Here is a 17,673-nt window from a genome sequence, read left to right as displayed (position 1 = left end):
CATAAATAAAGAGGAATTTAAAAGGCGGAGGCATGTAAGGAGAGTTCGGCAATTGTTTTTGCAAGAGCTTCTACATCCTCGGCTTTTGTCTCTCTCCCAAATGAAATTCGAAAAAACTCTTTTGCCTCTTTACCTGTTATGCCCATTGCTGTCATCGTTTTCGCCGGTGAAACCATTCCTGTGTGACACGCTGTACCAGTGGAGATAGCATACCCTTTGCGATTGCATTCAAGCATTACGTATTGCCCCTCAATTCCCTTAATGCTCATACCAAGAATACCTGGAATCTGATAAGCTTCATCATCCCCAAATATTTGAACCCTGTCTGTCATGTCTGATAATGTTTCCCGGAAAAGGGATCTTAGCTTCCTCATACGTACTGTTTCCGCTTCCATTATCAAATGGGCTTTTTGTGCTGCCATTGTCATCGCTGCAATTCCGGGGATATTTACAGTTCCTGGCCTGAATCCTTTTTCATGAGCTGTACCAGCAATCAAAGGTTTCCATGCAAGCCTGGGATTGATATAAGCAGCCCCAGTTCCTTTCGGACCGTAAAATTTATGGCCGGAAATAGAAAGTGCGTCAACGGACCTGGCTATGGAGGCAATAGGAATTTTGCCAAAAGTTTGTACACAGTCACTATGAAGCAAAACATCTTGGCTTTTGCAGAAAGCGGCGATTGCTTCAAGTGGCTGCAGCGTGCCGATTTCGGGGTTTCCATGGTGGATAGAGACGAGCACAGTTTCTTTCCTGGCAGCCTTTATTACACTGTCATATTCAATTTGCCCTTTTCTATTTAGAGGAAGGTAAGTGACTTCCCACCCCTCTGTCTCCAGCTTTTTCATAAGATTATAGACTGATGAATGCTCAGCTGCACCTGTAATGATATGTTTGCCTTTTTTTCTTAAAGCAGAAAGCAGGGCCATTATACTTAGAAAGTTGGATTCAGAGCCTCCACTGGTAAAAAAAATACCCGCACTTTCTACATCAAGTAGATTGGAGAATTCCCGTCTGCAAACTTCCAATATATTTTCGGCAGTACTGCCCATATCATGGAGGCTCTGACTGTTACCGAAGTGTTCAGTTGCTGCTTGGATATAAATCTCCGCTGCTTCCCGGTCAAGCGGGCATGTTGCAGCATAATCGAAATATTTCATAATTGTCTCCGTATCCATTTGACATATTAAATAAACTCCATGTAACCAACTAATTAAAAGCTATAAAAATAGTTAAATGTTAAAAGTTCTTGTCAACAGTGTAAAACTGTGTAAATATATATGTCAAGACACCTGTTAACCCAGGAGGCAGCAAATCTATGAAACAAACAGATGTAATCATCATTGGCAGCGGAATTGCCTCGTTGCAATTAGCCAATAAATTAACAAAGACATTAAATGTGATTATTCTCACAAAGATGGAGCGGAATACGTGTAACTCTTATTTGGCGCAGGGAGGAATTGCTGCAGCAATCGGGATCAACGATGATCCTTATTTCCATTATCTGGATACGCTGGAAGCCGGCGGCCACCATAATGATGCAGAAGCTGTGCTGGCAATGACGAAAGAAGCACCTGATTTAATTAAAGGTATCTGGCAGGCAGGATGCAGATTTGATGAGGATCAGGATGGAAGGCTGCAACTAGGTTTGGAAGCTGCGCATAGCAAGAAGAGAATCGTCCATAGCGGCGGTGATGCCACTGGGAAGCATATGGTGGATTTCTTTAGTTCTAACCTCGGTTCAAATATTTCGATTGAGCAGTCGGTTTATGTCTATGAATTAATTTTAAATGACCAAATGGATACCTGTATAGGAGTGAAAGCAAAAACCTCGGATGGGGAGAATGAAGTTTATTATGCAGACCACGTAGTTCTTGCAACAGGGGGATGCGGCCAGCTTTATTCTTTTACCTCAAATGCTGAAACCGCTACCGGTGATGGCATGGCACTTGCTTATATAGCTGGTGCTGAACTGGCAGATATGGAATTCATCCAATTCCATCCGACGCTTCTATATGTGAATGGCAGTACAAGAGGTCTGATTTCCGAGGCTGTCAGAGGAGAAGGGGCAGTCCTCGTCACTGGTGAGGGACAAAGGATCATGGGAGATATTCATCCCTTAATGGATCTTGCTCCGAGGCATATCGTTTCCCAAACCATTTATGAGTATTTAAAAAAGGATATTCAAATCTACTTGGATATTACTGAAATTGAGGATTTCGGCATTCGGTTCCCGACCATCAGCCAGCTTTGCGCAGAGAATGGTGTGGAGATTGATAAGGGTCTGATTCCAGTTGTGCCTGGCAGCCATTTTATCATGGGAGGCGTGAAAACAGATTTGCTGGGCCGCACGAATATTCTAGGATTATATGCAATTGGAGAGGTCGCCTGCACAGGGATACATGGCGCGAACAGGTTAGCGAGCAATTCTTTGCTTGAAGGGATGTTCATTGGCAGCAGACTTGCAGAATGGATTAATCATACTCCGGCCGTATATAAAAATACTAAAAAATCTGATGCTGTAAAGATAGAACTATATCGTCCATTGGGAACGCTACCTGAAATTGAAGAATTAAAAAGAACGATGATGGACCGAACAGGGATTGTTCGGACAAGAGCAATGCTGACAGCCCAAAAGGAATGGCTTGAGCAGTTCAGTTTCGATGAATGGATGGATGCTCCTCTTGAGCAAATGTCGGCTGCTGAAATTAAACAGTTCTTTATGTACATTACAGCCTGCCTGATCACAGAATCAGCACTTGAACGTACAGAAAGCAGGGGCGGTCATTTCAGGGATGACTTTCCAAATGAAGATAATGCGAATTGGATGAAAAAACGGATCGTCCACCAACGAAAAAAAGTAAAGGATGGGAAGCATGAATACTATCAAACTTCGCTTGCTACTTGAACAATTTTTTATTGAAGACATTGGCGACCGTGATGTGACCAGTGAGTTGATATTCGGAAATGGAAAAACAGGAAGTATGGTTTTCCTTGCAAAAGAGGACGGGATTTTCTGTGGAGAACAGGTGATCAACACAGGATTCCGTTTAATGGATGAAAACTGTCAGGTCAATCTAATAGCTAAGGACGGGGCACATGTGAAAAAGGGGCAAGAGATTGCGACAATATCCGGCAAAATTTCCGCTTTGCTTAAAGCAGAAAGAGTTGTTCTTAATCTTGTGCAGCGGATGAGCGGTATAGCGACGAAAACGCATCAAGCCCTATCCGTGTTAGACAGCGGAAAAACAAGAATTTGTGATACGAGAAAAACAACACCTGGTTTAAGGATGCTTGAAAAATATGCTGTCCGATGTGGAGGCGGATACAACCACCGCTATGGATTATATGATGCTGTCATGATTAAGGATAATCATATTTCATTTGCAGGATCAATCAGCGGTGCTGTAGAAACAGTGAAATCAAGTCTCGGCCATATGGTAAAGGTGGAAGTGGAGATTGAGACAGAAGCCCAGCTTAAGGAAGCAATAGAATCAAAGGCCGACTGCATCATGTTTGATAACAGGACACCGGAAGAAATCGCAGAATGGATTGGCACAGTTCCAAAAGAGATTTTAACAGAAGCTTCTGGCGGCATCACTCTTGAAAATCTGCACAGCTACCGTAATTGCGGAGTAGATTATATTTCGCTCGGCTTCCTGACGCATTCTGTTAAGTCGCTGGATATTAGTGCAAAAGTGATACCGGAATAAAAAGGGGATGAATTCATGAATCTATTGGAGGCGCTTGAATCGAAAGCCAGAATGCTTCCTGAAAAATACAGGGACATGTCTGCAGAGGAACTGGAAGCCCTGATCAGGGATATAAAAGCGAAAATGGGAAAGAAGCTATTCATTCCTGGACACCATTATCAAAAAGATGAAGTCATACAATTTGCTGATGCTACTGGTGATTCACTGAAGCTAGCCCAGCTTTCAGCAGAGAACAGGGACGCTGAGCATATTGTGTTTTGTGGTGTTCATTTTATGGCGGAAACGGCTGATATTCTCACGGGGGACAATCAAAAAGTCTACCTGCCAGACATGAGGGCAGGCTGCTCGATGGCCGATATGGCCGATATATATCAGACTGAGCGGGCATGGGAATCCCTTCAGTTGTTGTTTGGCGATACAATACTTCCATTGACATATGTAAATTCCACTGCAGCGATTAAATCCTTCGTAGGGGAAAATGGCGGTGCCACAGTTACTTCTTCCAATGCTGAAAAAATGGTGCAATGGGCTTTTACCCAAAAGGAACGGCTCCTGTTCCTTCCTGATCAGCACTTAGGAAGGAACACAACTTACAATATTGGAATTGGTTTAGATGAAATGGCTGTATATAATCCCATTGAGAACAACCTCGAGTTTGAAGGGCCGCTCGAGAAAGTGAAGGTCATTCTTTGGAAAGGGCATTGCTCTGTCCATGAGAATTTTACCGTTGAAAATATTTTAAACGTTCGTAAAACAAATACGAATATGAAAATCATTGTCCATCCTGAATGCAAGCACGAGGTTGTCCGGCTATCTGACATGGCTGGGTCGACCAATTATATTATTGACGCAATTGAAGCTTCACCTACAGGATCGGAATGGGCAATCGGCACGGAAATGAATTTAGTGAACCGCCTGATTGCACAGCATCCTGATAAACATATTGTTTCGTTAAACCCGCATATGTGTCCATGTTTGACGATGAATAGGATTGACCTCCAGCATCTTGCATGGAGCCTTGATTCTATTATGGAAGGGCAGGAGTGCAATATCATTAATGTGGAATCAGGCACATCGGAAAATGCAAAGCTTGCTCTAGACCGAATGCTGCATCAATCTTAAAACGAATTCCTTCCCGATTGGGGAGGAATTTTTATTTTTAGGAAAAGCTTAATGTCGCTTGTTGAAACATATTTATAACTAGTGAAGCATAAGTTTTTTTGAAGATTGTTAGCAAAATGCCCACACCCACATACAATATATGGACTTATGCCATAGGAGGGAATCAGAATGAAGCTCCATATCGTACAGAAAGGGGATACTCTTTGGAAGATCGCCAAGAAGTACGGCGTGAACTTTGAAGAGCTGAAAAAGATGAATGCTCAGCTCAGCAACCCTGATATGATTATGCCCGGTATGAAAATAAAAGTTCCAACTGGTGGAGGTAATATAAAGAAAGAAGCTCCAATTTCCGGTGGAACGCCTCAAGCAAAAATCAATATGGGTGGCAAAAAGGAAATGCCGATTGCCAAAGAGAAACCTATATCAATGCCTGAAGTGAAGAAAGAGGCACCTGTGAAGGAAGTGCCTAAGGAGGCTCCAGTAAAAGAGCAGCCAAAAATGGAAATTCCAAAAATGGAATTGCCAAAACAAGAAGCACCTAAGCCAATTAAAAAAGAAGAAGCAGTGAAGCCATATACCCCTAAAATGCCGAAACAGATCATGCCTGAAATCGATATCAACAATTACTACATGTTGAATATGTCAAACATGCAGCTCCCGCCAAAGCCACAGCCACAGCCAAAGGCACAGCCCAAAGAACAGCCAAAGGCACAGCCTAAAGAACAGCCCAAAGCACAGCTCAAGCCGCAGCTCCCGCCAAAGCCAGAGAATATTTTCCCAGAAATCAAACCTGAAGTGAAACCAGAGGTTAAACCTCAAGCGAAGCCAATGCCAAAAGCAGAAGTGAAACCAAGCGTGAAGTCGGAAATTAAACCTGATATTAAAATTGAAAAGAATGATTTCATGGATGAATCACCTTCAATGATGCCATTCATCCAAGGAGGTTACCAACAGCCAATGATCCCTTATCCATATAATTGTTATCCTGGTGCCCCATCCATGACGGGTCCTGGATATGGTTACCCAGGAACTCAGCAGATGATGCCGTATCCTCAGGTGCAGGGAGCGATGTATCCTGGCCAATACCCTGGTATGATGCCTGGAATGGGAATGGCAGATATGGAATCATCGTCATTTGATCAGAACATGCAAATGCCATTAAGTCCTGCCCAGGATGAAAATATGCCTGCAAATATGCAGCCTCAGGTATCACCTGAATCAGAGGCAGGGCCTACTTTTTATGGAACGCCGATCTCTCCAGTAATGCCTGGTCCTGGCTGGTGTCCTCCATATGGGCAAATGCCTCATGGTTATCCGCCGATGCCATATATGCCTCAAGTCGGTGGAATGATGGAAGATCAGATGCCTTACCAGCAACAGGTAGGTGGAATGATGGATAACCAAATGCCACAGGTGGGCGGAATGATGGATAATCAAATGATGCCTCAAGTCGGCGGCATGATGGATGAGGAATCATCTGAAATGCCAATGCCACAAATGCCGCAGGTAGGTGGAATGATGGAGAATCAGATGCCACAGGTAGGCGGAATGATGGAAAATCAGATGCCACCACAAATGCCGCAGGTAGGCGGAATGATGCAAGGCCAGATGCCGATGATGCCGCAGGTAGGCGGAATGATGCAAGGCCAGATGCCGATGATGCCGCAGGTAGGCGGAATGATGCAAGGCCAGATGCCAATGATGCCGCAAGTAGGCGGAATGATGCAAGGCCAAATGCCAATGATGCCGCAGGTGGGCGGAATGATGCAAGGTCAAATGCCGATGATGCCACAAGTAGGCGGAATGATGCAAGGTCAAATGCCGCATCAAATGCCGCAAGTGGGTGGAATGATGGAAAATCAAATGCCACCACAAATGCCGCAGGTAGGTGGAATGCAGCAGCCGCCATTGTTCCCTAAGCAGGGTGTAAAGGGGATGGGAAATGACTGTGGTTGCGGAGGTTCAATGGGCACTCCTTACGGTTTAATGGGAGCGGGTTATCCTCCTCATGCACCACAAGGATATCCGGCCGGACCTGGCATGTACCATTTACAGCCGCAGCCTGGTTATCAAATGGGGATGGGACCACAGGGCTTCATGAATCCTTATGGAGCGGGTCCGATGGGTCCAGGGTTTGGAATGCCTCGTTTTGATGATGAGAGCGATGAATATTAACATCAAGAGAGGGGGAGACGATTTGTTCAAAAATCGTCTCTTCTCCTATTTATCAAAAGAACTCGCCGTGAATATCATTGAATTAAAGAAATTAAGGGGAAATGTATATTTTGTCCGAACGGAGAATGATTCATTTATCCTGAAAGGCTATAAAGAATTAAGAAAGTTAAAGGTTCAGGAGACATTTACTTCATCTTTAAGGAAATCAGGCTTTGAACATTCGTATTGTTTTTATACGGACAACAATCAGCCACTTTACTTCCAGAACGTATATTATGGTCGCATGGAATATATTCAGCCCAATGAAATACCCTTTCATTATGGACATGATCAAGATAGGCAGGAAGGCATTGATCTTTTAAAAAAATTTCATGATAAAACCCGGGATCTTGCCTCCTCTTATACAACCTTGCTCCCTAAAACGGATCTAATTAGAAAATGGCATCAGCGGAAGTTTGATTTTATGAGGAATTTACCGCAGATAAATTATCACGTAAAAAAAGAGATGACAAATGATTTTTTAAAATGGGCCAATTTTTCATTGCATGGATTTGTTAAGTTAAAAAACAACCTGGCTGAAAATCAACCTGCCATCCTTCATGGAGATGTTGCTCATCACAACTTCTTGAGGTCGAGTGAAGGGGAATTGTACTTAATTGATTATGATTTAATCAGTATTGGGTCGACTGCATGTGACATGCTTCAATACGCAAATCGCATCTTGCCTTTTTTGGATTGGAAACTTTCAGCGCTAGCAGAAATAAACCACCTGAATAATTGGTTAAATAACGAGGCATTTTTATACGGACTTTTGTATCCAGCCGATTTATTAAGAGAATGGAATAGACTGATCAGAGATGATGAGGATTCAAACCCATACAGAACTGCACCGATTGTTAATATGACTTTAAGCCAATTCCGGCAAAGGCAGCAATTTCAAGAGGAGGTAAAATTGTTACTGAAATAATCGTTTGTTTCTGTAAGGGAAAAGAAAGTATAAAATTCACTTCGAGAAATGGCCAGCTTCAGCGCCTAGCCCCTCGAGTCGCTTGTCTAGCTGCGGCTCCTAACTCCTCGAGTCGCTTCGGTCCTGCCAATGAAGTCAAAGAACGACTTCACTGTCAGGCCATTCGACGGACACGATGTCCTAGTGCCGACGTTGCCACAGGACGTGGCGTAGTTAGTCGCCGTTCCTTTTAAAAGGCGCTTGCGCTTTTCTTCATATCCTATTGGTCTTATCTGACAGAATGAAACACACAGCCTATCCACACTCTAATAATGAGCATTTAAATGCTCAGATTAGCCAGAATGGGGGTTATTCGTTTGGATAAGAGGATACTAATGCTTCCGTTAGCTTCCCTGCTGGTGTTTGGCATGAGTGCCTGTAATGCCAATTATGAAAATGCTGCACAGGACCGAAACGCCAATCCAGCTCAGCCAATAGGCTATTATTCAAATGAAAAGGGTAATGAAGTCGATGTAATGGATGATCGGGAAGGTCCAGTGACTGAAATCTTTGACCACAACTTTGGCAAAGAGGGCCGTGTCGCTCAAGAGCAAAAGCGAATGAAGATCCAGTCAAGGGATGAAAATGGCAACCCGCCTAACCCGACTGTCCCGCTTTCAGACCACGATCATAACTTTTTTCAAAGGGATAACCGTTTTAGCCACGGTGATACGAATTATCACGGGCATTTGGATGATAAAAGAGGTAGCGGCAAAGCGAAGGTTTACAGAAATAGCAAACAAGATAACAAAATGGCCCGAAAGGTTGGCGAAGCAGCAGCTGCTGTAGACAATGTTGATAAAGTAAGGTCTGTTATGTTTGGCAAAGAAGTAGAAATCGCCGTGTCTTATAAAGACAAGTCTAAGGAAAAGCAGACAAAAAAGGAAATCCAAAATGCTGTTAAGCCTTATATTGAAGGCAGAAAACTTAGAATCACCACGGATGAAGGCACATTCAGCCGGACAAGAAACATTGACTACGAGAGAAAAAACGGCAATCCGCGTGAAAGTATCAACCTGAATCAGAGATAAAACCGTGAAGGCAGAGCAAATGCTTTGCCTTCTTCGCTTGTGTGAAAAAACAGCCATAAAAAAGACAAAATTCTTAAAAGGATAAACAAACATTTTTTGGCTAAACTATTTGTGAACAAGTCTTCATTCTTTGATTTTTCTCATTCAAAAACCATTAATAATTAAAGTGAGGTGGACAGCAATGGGTTCAAGGTATAAGTTCAATGCATTCAGTATCGCTGCACTGCTGCTAATCAGTCTATCTGGCTATGGTTTGGCACTCCACACAGAACCTGCTCTTGCTGAGAAGCCTGAAGCTAAGGACCAGCAAATCAATGAACCTCTTAAGGTCAAAATCATTTTGCAAAGAGTTTATTTAGATGGAGAAATGAGTGAGGAAGGAGTCCTGGAAACAATTTGGTCCATGGAAGATTTTTGGGCAAAATATGATGATTGGCAGCTTATTGATATGGAAAAAAACAAAGCTGTATTCAGACAGGACATTGATGACATCTCCCCTCTATTAAAGGCGAATGGTTATTTTGGCTTGTCTGATGAGGGGGTCTTAACTATTTTTAATGGCAGGCCCGATGGATCAAATATTATCCAATCTTTCTTTCAAATTGACCTTGGGAGGCTTGAAAGCTTTAAGAGGGATCAATTGAAGAAAGGAATACCGATCAAGAATAAACAATGCTACGAAGAAGTCCTCGAGACATTTAAACCATATACTTTGCTGGAAAAGCAATGAAGGGCCGGGATGAACCGGCCCTTTCATTATGTAATCAGAAAAAATCCCTGTTGCTGTGTGCTGGTATAAAAATAAAAAATAAATCATACGTTCGCCTTTTAGCATATTTTTGTACAACTCATTAAAAATTGTATGGTAAAATGAGTTACAGCAAAGCAGAGGGGCGAGAATATTGTTCGAGTTTATTAAAGGCAGCGTCGACTTTGTCGGGCCTGAATATATAGTAGTTGAAAATAATGGGATTGGGTATCAAATTATGACACCTAACCCGTTTGTATTTGCAAAAGAAACTGGAAAAGAGATTCGTATTTATACATATCATTATGTCAGGGAAGATCTCATTGCTCTCTATGGTTTTAAGAGCAGGGAGGAAAAAGCCCTCTTCACACGACTTTTGAATGTGTCAGGAATTGGTCCGAAAGGGGCACTCGCTATACTTGCTTCAGGAGAGCCTGAACAGGTTGTACATGCAATCGAAAACGAAGATGAAGCTTTCCTTGTGAAATTCCCAGGAGTCGGAAAGAAAACAGCGCGTCAAATGATCTTAGATTTAAAAGGAAAGCTGCATGACTTGGTTCCGGACTTTTTCCCGAACTTATTTAATGCTGAGGAAGTTGCAGCGGCTGAAAGTCTGTCGACTGAGTTTGATGAGGCAGTCCTTGCGCTCAAGGCTCTGGGCTATTCCGAGAAGGAAATTCGTAAGGTCGCACCTGATTTGAGAAAAGAAAAGTTATCGACAGATCAATATATTAAGAAGGCACTGCAGAAGCTTTTAAGATAAAACCAAGATTAATAAAAGGGTGATAAACAGATGGAAGAACGCATTATCTCCAGTGAAGCCGGCGATCAGGATCTTTCATTTGAGCAGAGCCTGCGGCCTCAGACACTAAGGCAATACATCGGGCAGGATAAGGTGAAGGCCAATCTCGAAGTATTTATCGAAGCTGCGAGAATGAGGCGTGAAACACTGGATCATGTTTTACTATATGGTCCTCCTGGATTGGGGAAAACGACACTTGCAGCCATCATCGCCAATGAAATGGGAGTCAACCTTAGGACAACTTCCGGACCTGCAATTGAAAGGCCAGGGGATCTCGCGGCAATCTTGACTGCGCTTGAACCGGGTGATGTATTATTTATAGACGAAATCCACCGGCTTCCTAGAACCATTGAGGAAGTGCTCTATCCAGCAATGGAAGATTTTTGTCTGGATATTGTCATTGGAAAGGGACCAAGTGCTCGTTCTGTTCGATTGGACCTTCCGCCATTTACGCTTGTTGGGGCGACTACGCGTGCTGGTTCATTATCTGCTCCTTTAAGAGACAGGTTTGGAGTCTTAAGCCGATTGGAATACTATAATGAAAGCCAGCTTACTGATATTGTTGTCAGGACAGCGGAACTGCTTGAAACAGAAATTGATTGGCTTGCGGCCCAAGAGCTTGCTAGAAGGTCGAGAGGAACACCGAGAATTGCGAACCGCCTGTTAAAGCGCGTTCGAGATTTTGCCCAGGTCCGCGGCAATGGAGCGGTAGAGGAATCTTTGGCTAAAGAAGCAATGGAACTCATGCAGGTAGACCGTTTAGGCCTCGACCATATTGACCATAAATTACTAATAGGGATCATTGAAAAATACCGCGGCGGCCCAGTTGGGTTAGAGACCATCGCCGCCACCATAGGAGAAGAGTCGCAGACCATTGAAGATGTGTATGAACCATATCTTCTGCAGATTGGATTTCTACAGCGGACTCCAAGGGGAAGAATTGTAACGGAGGCTGTGTACCGACATTTCCAAATGGAGGTGCCTGAGCGTTGACAGGTGCAGCAAAGTTCGTGATGATTGCGGGAGCAGTAATCTTTGTAATCGGATTTATCATGCAATTTATTAACCTCGGCAGACTGCCAGGTGATGTAATAATTAAAAAGGGCAATGCAACATTTTATTTCCCATTTGTTACGTCTATCATATTAAGCGTTTTATTATCTGCGATTTTTTACTTTATCGGTAAATTCCGCTGAAACTTTTATTTGATAGACTGCGTAGACAGTCATCGGCCCTCGCGGAAAGCGAGCGTCAGGGGCGAACACCAACAGGTACGTTAAACATAGACACTAGAAAAAATAGTAAGGGTGACATCATGAAAGTAGATTTGTTTGATTTTCATCTGCCGGAAGAACTGATTGCTCAGACTCCGCTGGAACAGCGAACTGAAAGCAGACTCATGGTTCTGGATAAAGAATCCGGCAATATTGAACACGATAAATTTAAAAATATAAAAGAATATCTCCAGCCTGGCGATTGCCTTGTTTTGAATGATACAAAAGTACTTCCTGCAAGGCTGTTCGGATTGAAGGAAGATACAGGTGCGAAAATTGAAGTCCTTCTTTTAAAACAGGTTGAAGGTGATGAGTGGGAAACGCTTATTAAGCCAGCGAAGCGTGTGAAGGAAGGAACAAAAATTGTTTTTGGCGATGGGATTTTAACAGCTGTTTGCACTGGTGAGGCTGAACATGGGGGCAGGAAACTGAAGTTCTCTTATGAAGGGATTTTCTATGAGGTTCTCGAGGAGCTTGGTGAAATGCCGCTGCCCCCATATATTAAAGAGCAGCTGGAAGATAAGGACCGTTACCAAACTGTTTATGCAAGAGAACGGGGTTCTGCAGCTGCTCCGACGGCGGGCTTGCATTTTACAGAGGAACTGCTGGAAGAGCTTAAGGAAATGGGAGTCCATATTGCTTTTATCACTCTCCATGTAGGCCTTGGCACATTCAGGCCTGTAAGTGTTGATTCTATTGAAGAACATGATATGCATTCCGAGTTCTATCAGGTTACTGAAGGAACAGCCTTGCTATTGAATACAGTCCGGGAAAACGGAGGCAGGATCATCACAGTTGGGACAACGTCTACAAGAACACTCGAAACGATTGCCACAGCAAACGACGGTAAGTTTATATCAGAAAGTGGCTGGACGAATATATTTATATATCCAGGATATGAATTTAAGGCAATCGATGGGATGATTACAAATTTCCATCTGCCTAAATCAACACTTATTATGCTGGTCAGTGCTTTAGCAGGACGTGATCATGTCCTCAATGCGTATAATAAGGCAGTGGAAGAAAGGTATCGTTTCTTTAGCTTTGGTGATGCGATGCTGATTTTATAAACTCGCTTCTTGAGTTTTTTAAAGTCCTAATGTGCAACAACATTTCAACGAGATAAAACAGAAATTTTAACAGCTTTGGTTTAACCAATGGAAGGAGCTTATATCAATTGTCAGCAATCCGATACGAATTAATAAAAACATGTAAGCAAACAGGGGCAAGGCTTGGGCGCGTACATACACCACACGGCTCATTTGAAACGCCTGTGTTCATGCCTGTGGGTACACTGGCAACCGTCAAGACGATGGCACCTGAGGAATTAGTGGAAATGGGAGCAGGAATCATACTGAGCAATACCTATCACCTCTGGCTGAGACCAGGACACGAAATCGTACAAGAGGCTGGCGGCCTGCATAAATTCATGAACTGGGACCGTGCAATCCTTACAGACTCAGGTGGTTTCCAGGTGTTTTCTTTAAGTGAGTTTAGGAAAATTGAAGAGGAAGGCGTCCATTTCCGCAACCATCTTAACGGAGACAAGCTGTTCCTTTCTCCTGAGAAAGCGATGGAAATCCAAAATGCATTAGGTTCGGATATCATGATGGCATTCGATGAATGCCCTCCTTACCCAGCTGAATATGACTATATGAAAAGGTCAGTTGAAAGAACTTCTCGCTGGGCCGAGCGCTGCCTTTCAGCTCATAAGCGTCCACAGGACCAGGGACTTTTCGGGATTGTCCAGGGTGGAGAATATGAGGAATTGAGGAAACAGAGCGCCAAGGATCTTGTGTCGATGGACTTCCCTGGCTATGCAGTCGGCGGATTGTCGGTTGGAGAACCAAAAGATGTCATGAACAGGGTGCTTGACTTTACGACACCATGGCTGCCAACAGATAAGCCGCGTTATTTGATGGGGGTAGGTTCACCTGACTCATTGATTGATGGTGCGATCCGTGGCATCGATATGTTTGACTGTGTTCTGCCTACAAGGATTGCCCGAAATGGTACATTGATGACGAGCGAGGGCCGACTAGTAGTGAAAAACGCCAAGTTTGCACGTGATTTTGGACCGCTGGATCCAAATTGTGATTGCTATACTTGCCGAAATTACAGCAGGGCATACATTCGCCATTTGATTAAAACAGATGAAACCTTTGGAATTCGATTAACTTCTTACCATAATCTCTATTTTCTGATAAACTTAATGGAGCAGGTCAGACAGGCGATCCGCGAAGACCGTCTCGGCGACTTTAGAGAAGAGTTCTTTGAGCAATATGGATTTAATAAGCCGAATGCTAAAAATTTCTAATAACCTGGCTTGTAATAGTGAAAGGAGGGGAAATGAATGGAAGGTTTAATAGGTACAGTATTCCCACTGCTGCTGATGTTTGCATTGTTCTACTTTTTACTGATTCGTCCTCAACAGAAAAGGCAAAAAGCGGTTCAGCAAATGCAAGGCGACCTGAAAAAAGGAGATAAGGTTGTTACAATCGGCGGTTTACATGGATTTGTCGATGCACTTGATGAAGGCACTGTTGTCATAAAGTGTGGAGACGGAAGCCGTCTTACATATGATCGCGCTGCCATCCGTGATGTAACAGCATCTACGGGCGACATGCTTGCAAAGTAATGAAAAAAGAAGCGGATTTCGGTCCGCTTCTTTTTTATGCGCTTTTTCCGCCTGCTATGTTGACTCCTAAAATACCACCCATCATTGCCGTTAAAATATAGCATGTATGATAGATGAGCTGCTCAAAGGTGAATAAGCTGTCATATCCTAAAAATTGAAACAAAAAGATAATAAGGGAATAAACGAGACCTGTTGATCCGCCAATCAGCCACCCCTTTAGCTTTCCATTCCCCCCAGTAATAAAACCGCCAATAAAAATGGATAAAAAAGAGATGGATGTCATTACGTATTGAAGCGAAGACTCCTGGACTGAAGTGAATTTTAAAAGAAGAGAAAATATAAAACTGCTTACGACTGCCAATAAAAATATTGCCATCACACCGTATAGGACGGCCTTTCCTAAACTCCTGGATTCCATTAACCCCTCTCCTTTCTAATCTGAACCTTGAAACAGGGAATTGCCTAGTACAAGCATATTCAGGGAAATGTAGAAATAGAATTAGTTTTTTATTTAGCTTTGCTCACATTGGTTGACTTTCGGGCAAGGCACTCGATTACCGCGGGCGGGCCTGAGAGCCTTCTCGGCGCCTGATATATCAGAGAGTGGAAGAACATGCAAATATCATTGCTTCCAGAAAAATAGTAGTATTTTTTTTATTCCAGGTATAACACTATAGTGGAATGCATTGTGAAGGGTGGGAGAAAAGTGGAAGAATATATGATCATTCTTTTTAGGACCTTGCTCCTTTACTTGCTGATCCTCGTGATATTCAGATTGATGGGCAAAAGGGAAATCGGAGAATTGAGCATTTTGGATTTTGTTGTGTATATCATGATTGCTGAAATGGCTTCTCTCTCAATCGAAAACACAGAAGATCCATTAATCAATACTTTGCTGCCAATCATTATTTTGGTCATTATTCAGATTACTTTGGCACTTTTTTCTCTTAAAAGCAAGATGTTCAGGGATATAGTGGACGGTAAGCCCACGGTTATTGTCAATAACGGGAAAATTGATGAACATGCAATGAAAGCACAGAGGTATAACTTTGATGATTTGCTGCTTCAATTGAGAGAAAAGGATGTAGGAAATATTGCCGACGTTGAATTTGCTATTTTGGAGCCATCTGGAAAGTTGTCCATTTTTCAAAAAAACCAGGGAAGTCAATCAGGAGGCCAGCAGGATAATGGCAGTCTTGCGCTGCCGCTAATAATTGACGGTGAGGTTCAGGAAGATAATCTTAAATTAATTGACAAGAAAAAGGAATGGCTTTTAGAACAGCTTAGGAAAAAAGGACATGATGATCCTGGAAAAATATCTTTTTGCAGTTTTCAAAATGGGAAGTTTTATGTTGATTTAATTGATCAATAATCCATCTTTCAAAAATCTAAAAGAATAATACCTGATATCATTGCCAATTCAAAAAACGTGGAGCACAAACCGCGTTTTTTGAATTGGGCTAATGCGTTATATTTAATACTTGGACATAAAGACGTAAAGATGAGGTTAGCACCTATTTAAATAATGGTTTTTTTAAGAAAGAAGTGAATACTGAGAGAACTCTGCGAACCTCATGCTTTTTAATCAGACCTAACGCCATTGCCAGTGAAATATAGATTACGGAAATGGCCGCTGCTGTTATGAGGATTCTCACGGCGAGGGAAGTGCCTTCCCCATAAACATCCCAAAGCAGAAAACCTGCCAATCCTGCCAGCGCTATAACAGCAAATGTTTTTACATAATCCATTACATAAAAGGTAAAGGAAACAGCCTTCAGCATCGTGGCGAAATGAAGGAGGGTAATCAATACAATTCCCATTACCATTCCTAGAGCAGCCCCGTTAATCCCGAATGCAGGCTGGCTTGCTAGTAAAAATATGACAGCTGTCTTGGCTACATTCCCGATTAGACTGTTAATCATGGCAGCACGTGCTAAGTCTAATGCCTGAAGCGCTGCCTGCAAAGGTCCCTGAAAGTAATAAAAAAGAAAAAACGGTGCCATCAGCTTTATGAATTGGGAACCATTCGATGTACCATACATTAGGGTCATTAAAGGCTCAGCCAATACATACAGCACAACCACTGACAATCCGCCAGTCAGCAAAGAAAAGCGTAACGATTGCTGTAAAAGATGTTCAATGACTTTTCCATTTTTCTTAGAATTCGCCTCGCTTATCGCGGGAACAAGAGAAGTTGAAAGGGAATAGGTAATAAATGATGGCAGCAAAAGCAATGGCATTGCAAACCCGGTAAGTGCACCATATTGTTTAGTTGCTGCAACGGCTGCCACTCCTGCGATTGCAAGGCTATGGGCGACAACGATTGGCTCAAAGAACCAGGAAACGGATCCTATCATCCTTGATCCAGTTGTCGGTAATGCAATACCCATCAATTCGTTGAAGGTCGATTTCCCTGAATGGACATATTGAAAGAAATTTTTCCTTAGCCGGAATTTCTTTCTCAGTTTGAAAGTCGTCATTAAGTACAGCAGTGAAGCAAGTTCTCCAAGCACTGATGCCACCATAGCTGCCGCTGCAGCATATTCAATTCCATAAGGCATGAATGTTTTTGTCAATACAGCGATTAGGGTGATGCGGACGAGCTGTTCAATTACTTGAGAGATGGCAGAAGGCCTCATATTCTGCCTTCCCTGAAAATATCCGCGAAGGACAGAGGATACAGCCACTATGGGTACGATAGGGGCGATGGCCATGAGCGGCAAATGAGTCCGCGGGTCTGTAAATAAAGTATTTGAAAGGTAGGGAGCAAGGAATAATAAGGCTGGCGTAAAGACTATGGATAAAGAGATTGTGGTAGCAAGAGAGACGACTAAGATTTTCTTGATTTTAGCATAATCTCCTCTTGCTTCAGCTTCTGCTACATTTTTGGAAATGGCCACAGGCAGGCCCAGCTGTGTAATGGTCACGACAAGGATCAATGTCGGGAAGGCCATCATATATAAGCCGACGCCCTCTTCACCAATGAAACGGGCGATGACTATCCGGTTTATAAAACCAAGCACTCTTGTTACGAGCCCGGCTATCAGTAAAATAAAGGTTCCTTTTAAAAACTTCGACATTCCGCTCCCTGCCTTCTCAAAAATGCTTATTTCATATACAATTAACTATATGCAGGAAAGTGGACAAAGCATGACAGGTTAGAGCAT

At 42.9% G+C, this 17,673-nt stretch carries 17 protein-coding genes; 14 read left to right on the top strand and 3 right to left on the bottom strand.

Going from position 1 to position 17,673, the window contains the following annotated elements:
- Positions 1–17: 17 nt before the first annotated feature.
- Positions 18–1,160 (bottom strand): IscS subfamily cysteine desulfurase, encoded by a 1,143-nt coding sequence (locus tag AABM38_RS17405; RefSeq protein WP_423410782.1) that lies wholly within the window; start codon positions 1,158–1,160, stop codon positions 18–20.
- A 155-nt stretch (positions 1,161–1,315) separates the two neighbouring features.
- On the opposite strand from AABM38_RS17405, the gene nadB reads away from it, so the two are divergent.
- The 13 genes from nadB (at position 1,316) to yajC (ending at position 14,506) form a co-directional block, all read left to right on the top strand.
- Positions 1,316–2,905: an L-aspartate oxidase gene (gene nadB, locus AABM38_RS17400; RefSeq protein ID WP_423407528.1), complete on the top strand. Its 1,590-nt coding sequence runs from the start codon at positions 1,316–1,318 to the stop codon at positions 2,903–2,905.
- The gene (gene nadC, locus AABM38_RS17395) at positions 2,874–3,710 is read left to right on the top strand and encodes a carboxylating nicotinate-nucleotide diphosphorylase (RefSeq protein ID WP_423407527.1); all 837 of its coding nucleotides are present in this window, start codon (positions 2,874–2,876) and stop codon (positions 3,708–3,710) included. Before nadB ends, nadC begins: the two co-directional genes overlap by 32 nt.
- A gap of 15 nt (positions 3,711–3,725) precedes the next feature.
- Positions 3,726–4,832: a quinolinate synthase NadA gene (gene nadA, locus AABM38_RS17390; protein ID WP_423407526.1), complete on the top strand. Its 1,107-nt coding sequence runs from the start codon at positions 3,726–3,728 to the stop codon at positions 4,830–4,832.
- A gap of 168 nt (positions 4,833–5,000) precedes the next feature.
- Entirely contained in the window at positions 5,001–7,007 is a 2,007-nt protein-coding gene (safA, locus tag AABM38_RS17385; protein ID WP_423407525.1) for a SafA/ExsA family spore coat assembly protein, read from the top strand.
- Between the two features lie 22 nt (positions 7,008–7,029).
- A complete protein-coding gene (locus AABM38_RS17380) occupies positions 7,030–7,974 on the top strand; it encodes an aminoglycoside phosphotransferase (protein WP_423407524.1) in 945 nt (314 codons plus the stop codon).
- Positions 7,975–8,330: 356 nt separating this feature from the next.
- Positions 8,331–9,044, top strand: coding sequence for a YhcN/YlaJ family sporulation lipoprotein (locus AABM38_RS17375; RefSeq protein ID WP_423407523.1), 714 nt, complete (start codon positions 8,331–8,333; stop codon positions 9,042–9,044).
- Positions 9,045–9,225: 181 nt separating this feature from the next.
- A complete protein-coding gene (locus AABM38_RS17370; protein ID WP_423407522.1) occupies positions 9,226–9,774 on the top strand; it encodes a BofC C-terminal domain-containing protein in 549 nt (182 codons plus the stop codon).
- Between the two features lie 172 nt (positions 9,775–9,946).
- Entirely contained in the window at positions 9,947–10,555 is a 609-nt protein-coding gene (gene ruvA / locus AABM38_RS17365) for a Holliday junction branch migration protein RuvA (protein ID WP_423407521.1), read from the top strand.
- A gap of 30 nt (positions 10,556–10,585) precedes the next feature.
- Entirely contained in the window at positions 10,586–11,587 is a 1,002-nt protein-coding gene (gene ruvB / locus AABM38_RS17360) for a Holliday junction branch migration DNA helicase RuvB (RefSeq protein ID WP_335376295.1), read from the top strand.
- 20 nt (positions 11,588–11,607) lie between these two features.
- Positions 11,608–11,790, top strand: coding sequence for a DUF2905 domain-containing protein (locus tag AABM38_RS17355; RefSeq protein WP_423410781.1), 183 nt, complete (start codon positions 11,608–11,610; stop codon positions 11,788–11,790).
- A gap of 119 nt (positions 11,791–11,909) precedes the next feature.
- The gene (gene queA, locus AABM38_RS17350; RefSeq protein ID WP_423407520.1) at positions 11,910–12,938 is read left to right on the top strand and encodes a tRNA preQ1(34) S-adenosylmethionine ribosyltransferase-isomerase QueA; all 1,029 of its coding nucleotides are present in this window, start codon (positions 11,910–11,912) and stop codon (positions 12,936–12,938) included.
- 107 nt (positions 12,939–13,045) lie between these two features.
- Complete coding sequence (gene tgt / locus AABM38_RS17345) at positions 13,046–14,185, top strand: tRNA guanosine(34) transglycosylase Tgt (RefSeq protein WP_423407519.1); 1,140 nt, start codon at positions 13,046–13,048, stop codon at positions 14,183–14,185.
- A gap of 36 nt (positions 14,186–14,221) precedes the next feature.
- Positions 14,222–14,506, top strand: coding sequence for a preprotein translocase subunit YajC (gene yajC, locus AABM38_RS17340; RefSeq protein ID WP_423407518.1), 285 nt, complete (start codon positions 14,222–14,224; stop codon positions 14,504–14,506).
- Positions 14,507–14,540: 34 nt separating this feature from the next.
- On the opposite strand, the gene AABM38_RS17335 is transcribed toward yajC, so the two are convergent.
- Complete coding sequence (locus tag AABM38_RS17335; RefSeq protein ID WP_423407517.1) at positions 14,541–14,924, bottom strand: TIGR04086 family membrane protein; 384 nt, start codon at positions 14,922–14,924, stop codon at positions 14,541–14,543.
- Between the two features lie 288 nt (positions 14,925–15,212).
- On the opposite strand from AABM38_RS17335, the gene AABM38_RS17330 reads away from it, so the two are divergent.
- Positions 15,213–15,878, top strand: coding sequence for a DUF421 domain-containing protein (locus tag AABM38_RS17330; protein WP_423407516.1), 666 nt, complete (start codon positions 15,213–15,215; stop codon positions 15,876–15,878).
- Positions 15,879–16,020: 142 nt separating this feature from the next.
- On the opposite strand, the gene spoVB is transcribed toward AABM38_RS17330, so the two are convergent.
- On the bottom strand, positions 16,021–17,586 hold the full coding sequence (spoVB, locus tag AABM38_RS17325; protein WP_423407515.1) for a stage V sporulation protein B: 1,566 nt from the start codon (positions 17,584–17,586) through the stop codon (positions 16,021–16,023).
- Positions 17,587–17,673 lie beyond the last annotated feature (87 nt).

It is taken from the genome of Heyndrickxia sp. MSNUG (assembly GCF_049532715.1).
GTDB lineage: Bacteria > Bacillota > Bacilli > Bacillales > Cytobacillaceae > Mesobacillus.
Note: the sequence above shows the minus strand (reverse complement) of the source record. Positions and strands in the feature narration are given on the sequence as shown.

Coding starts and splice junctions, on each gene's coding strand:
- AABM38_RS17370 (WP_423407522.1), top strand. CDS start 9,226: ATGGGTTCAAGGTATAAGTTCAATGCATTCAGTATCGCTGCACTGCTG.
- spoVB (WP_423407515.1), bottom strand. CDS start 17,586: ATGTCGAAGTTTTTAAAAGGAACCTTTATTTTACTGATAGCCGGGCTC.
- queA (WP_423407520.1), top strand. CDS start 11,910: ATGAAAGTAGATTTGTTTGATTTTCATCTGCCGGAAGAACTGATTGCT.
- safA (WP_423407525.1), top strand. CDS start 5,001: ATGAAGCTCCATATCGTACAGAAAGGGGATACTCTTTGGAAGATCGCC.
- AABM38_RS17355 (WP_423410781.1), top strand. CDS start 11,608: ATGATTGCGGGAGCAGTAATCTTTGTAATCGGATTTATCATGCAATTT.
- yajC (WP_423407518.1), top strand. CDS start 14,222: ATGGAAGGTTTAATAGGTACAGTATTCCCACTGCTGCTGATGTTTGCA.
- ruvB (WP_335376295.1), top strand. CDS start 10,586: ATGGAAGAACGCATTATCTCCAGTGAAGCCGGCGATCAGGATCTTTCA.
- nadA (WP_423407526.1), top strand. CDS start 3,726: ATGAATCTATTGGAGGCGCTTGAATCGAAAGCCAGAATGCTTCCTGAA.
- nadB (WP_423407528.1), top strand. CDS start 1,316: ATGAAACAAACAGATGTAATCATCATTGGCAGCGGAATTGCCTCGTTG.
- AABM38_RS17335 (WP_423407517.1), bottom strand. CDS start 14,924: ATGGAATCCAGGAGTTTAGGAAAGGCCGTCCTATACGGTGTGATGGCA.
- nadC (WP_423407527.1), top strand. CDS start 2,874: ATGAATACTATCAAACTTCGCTTGCTACTTGAACAATTTTTTATTGAA.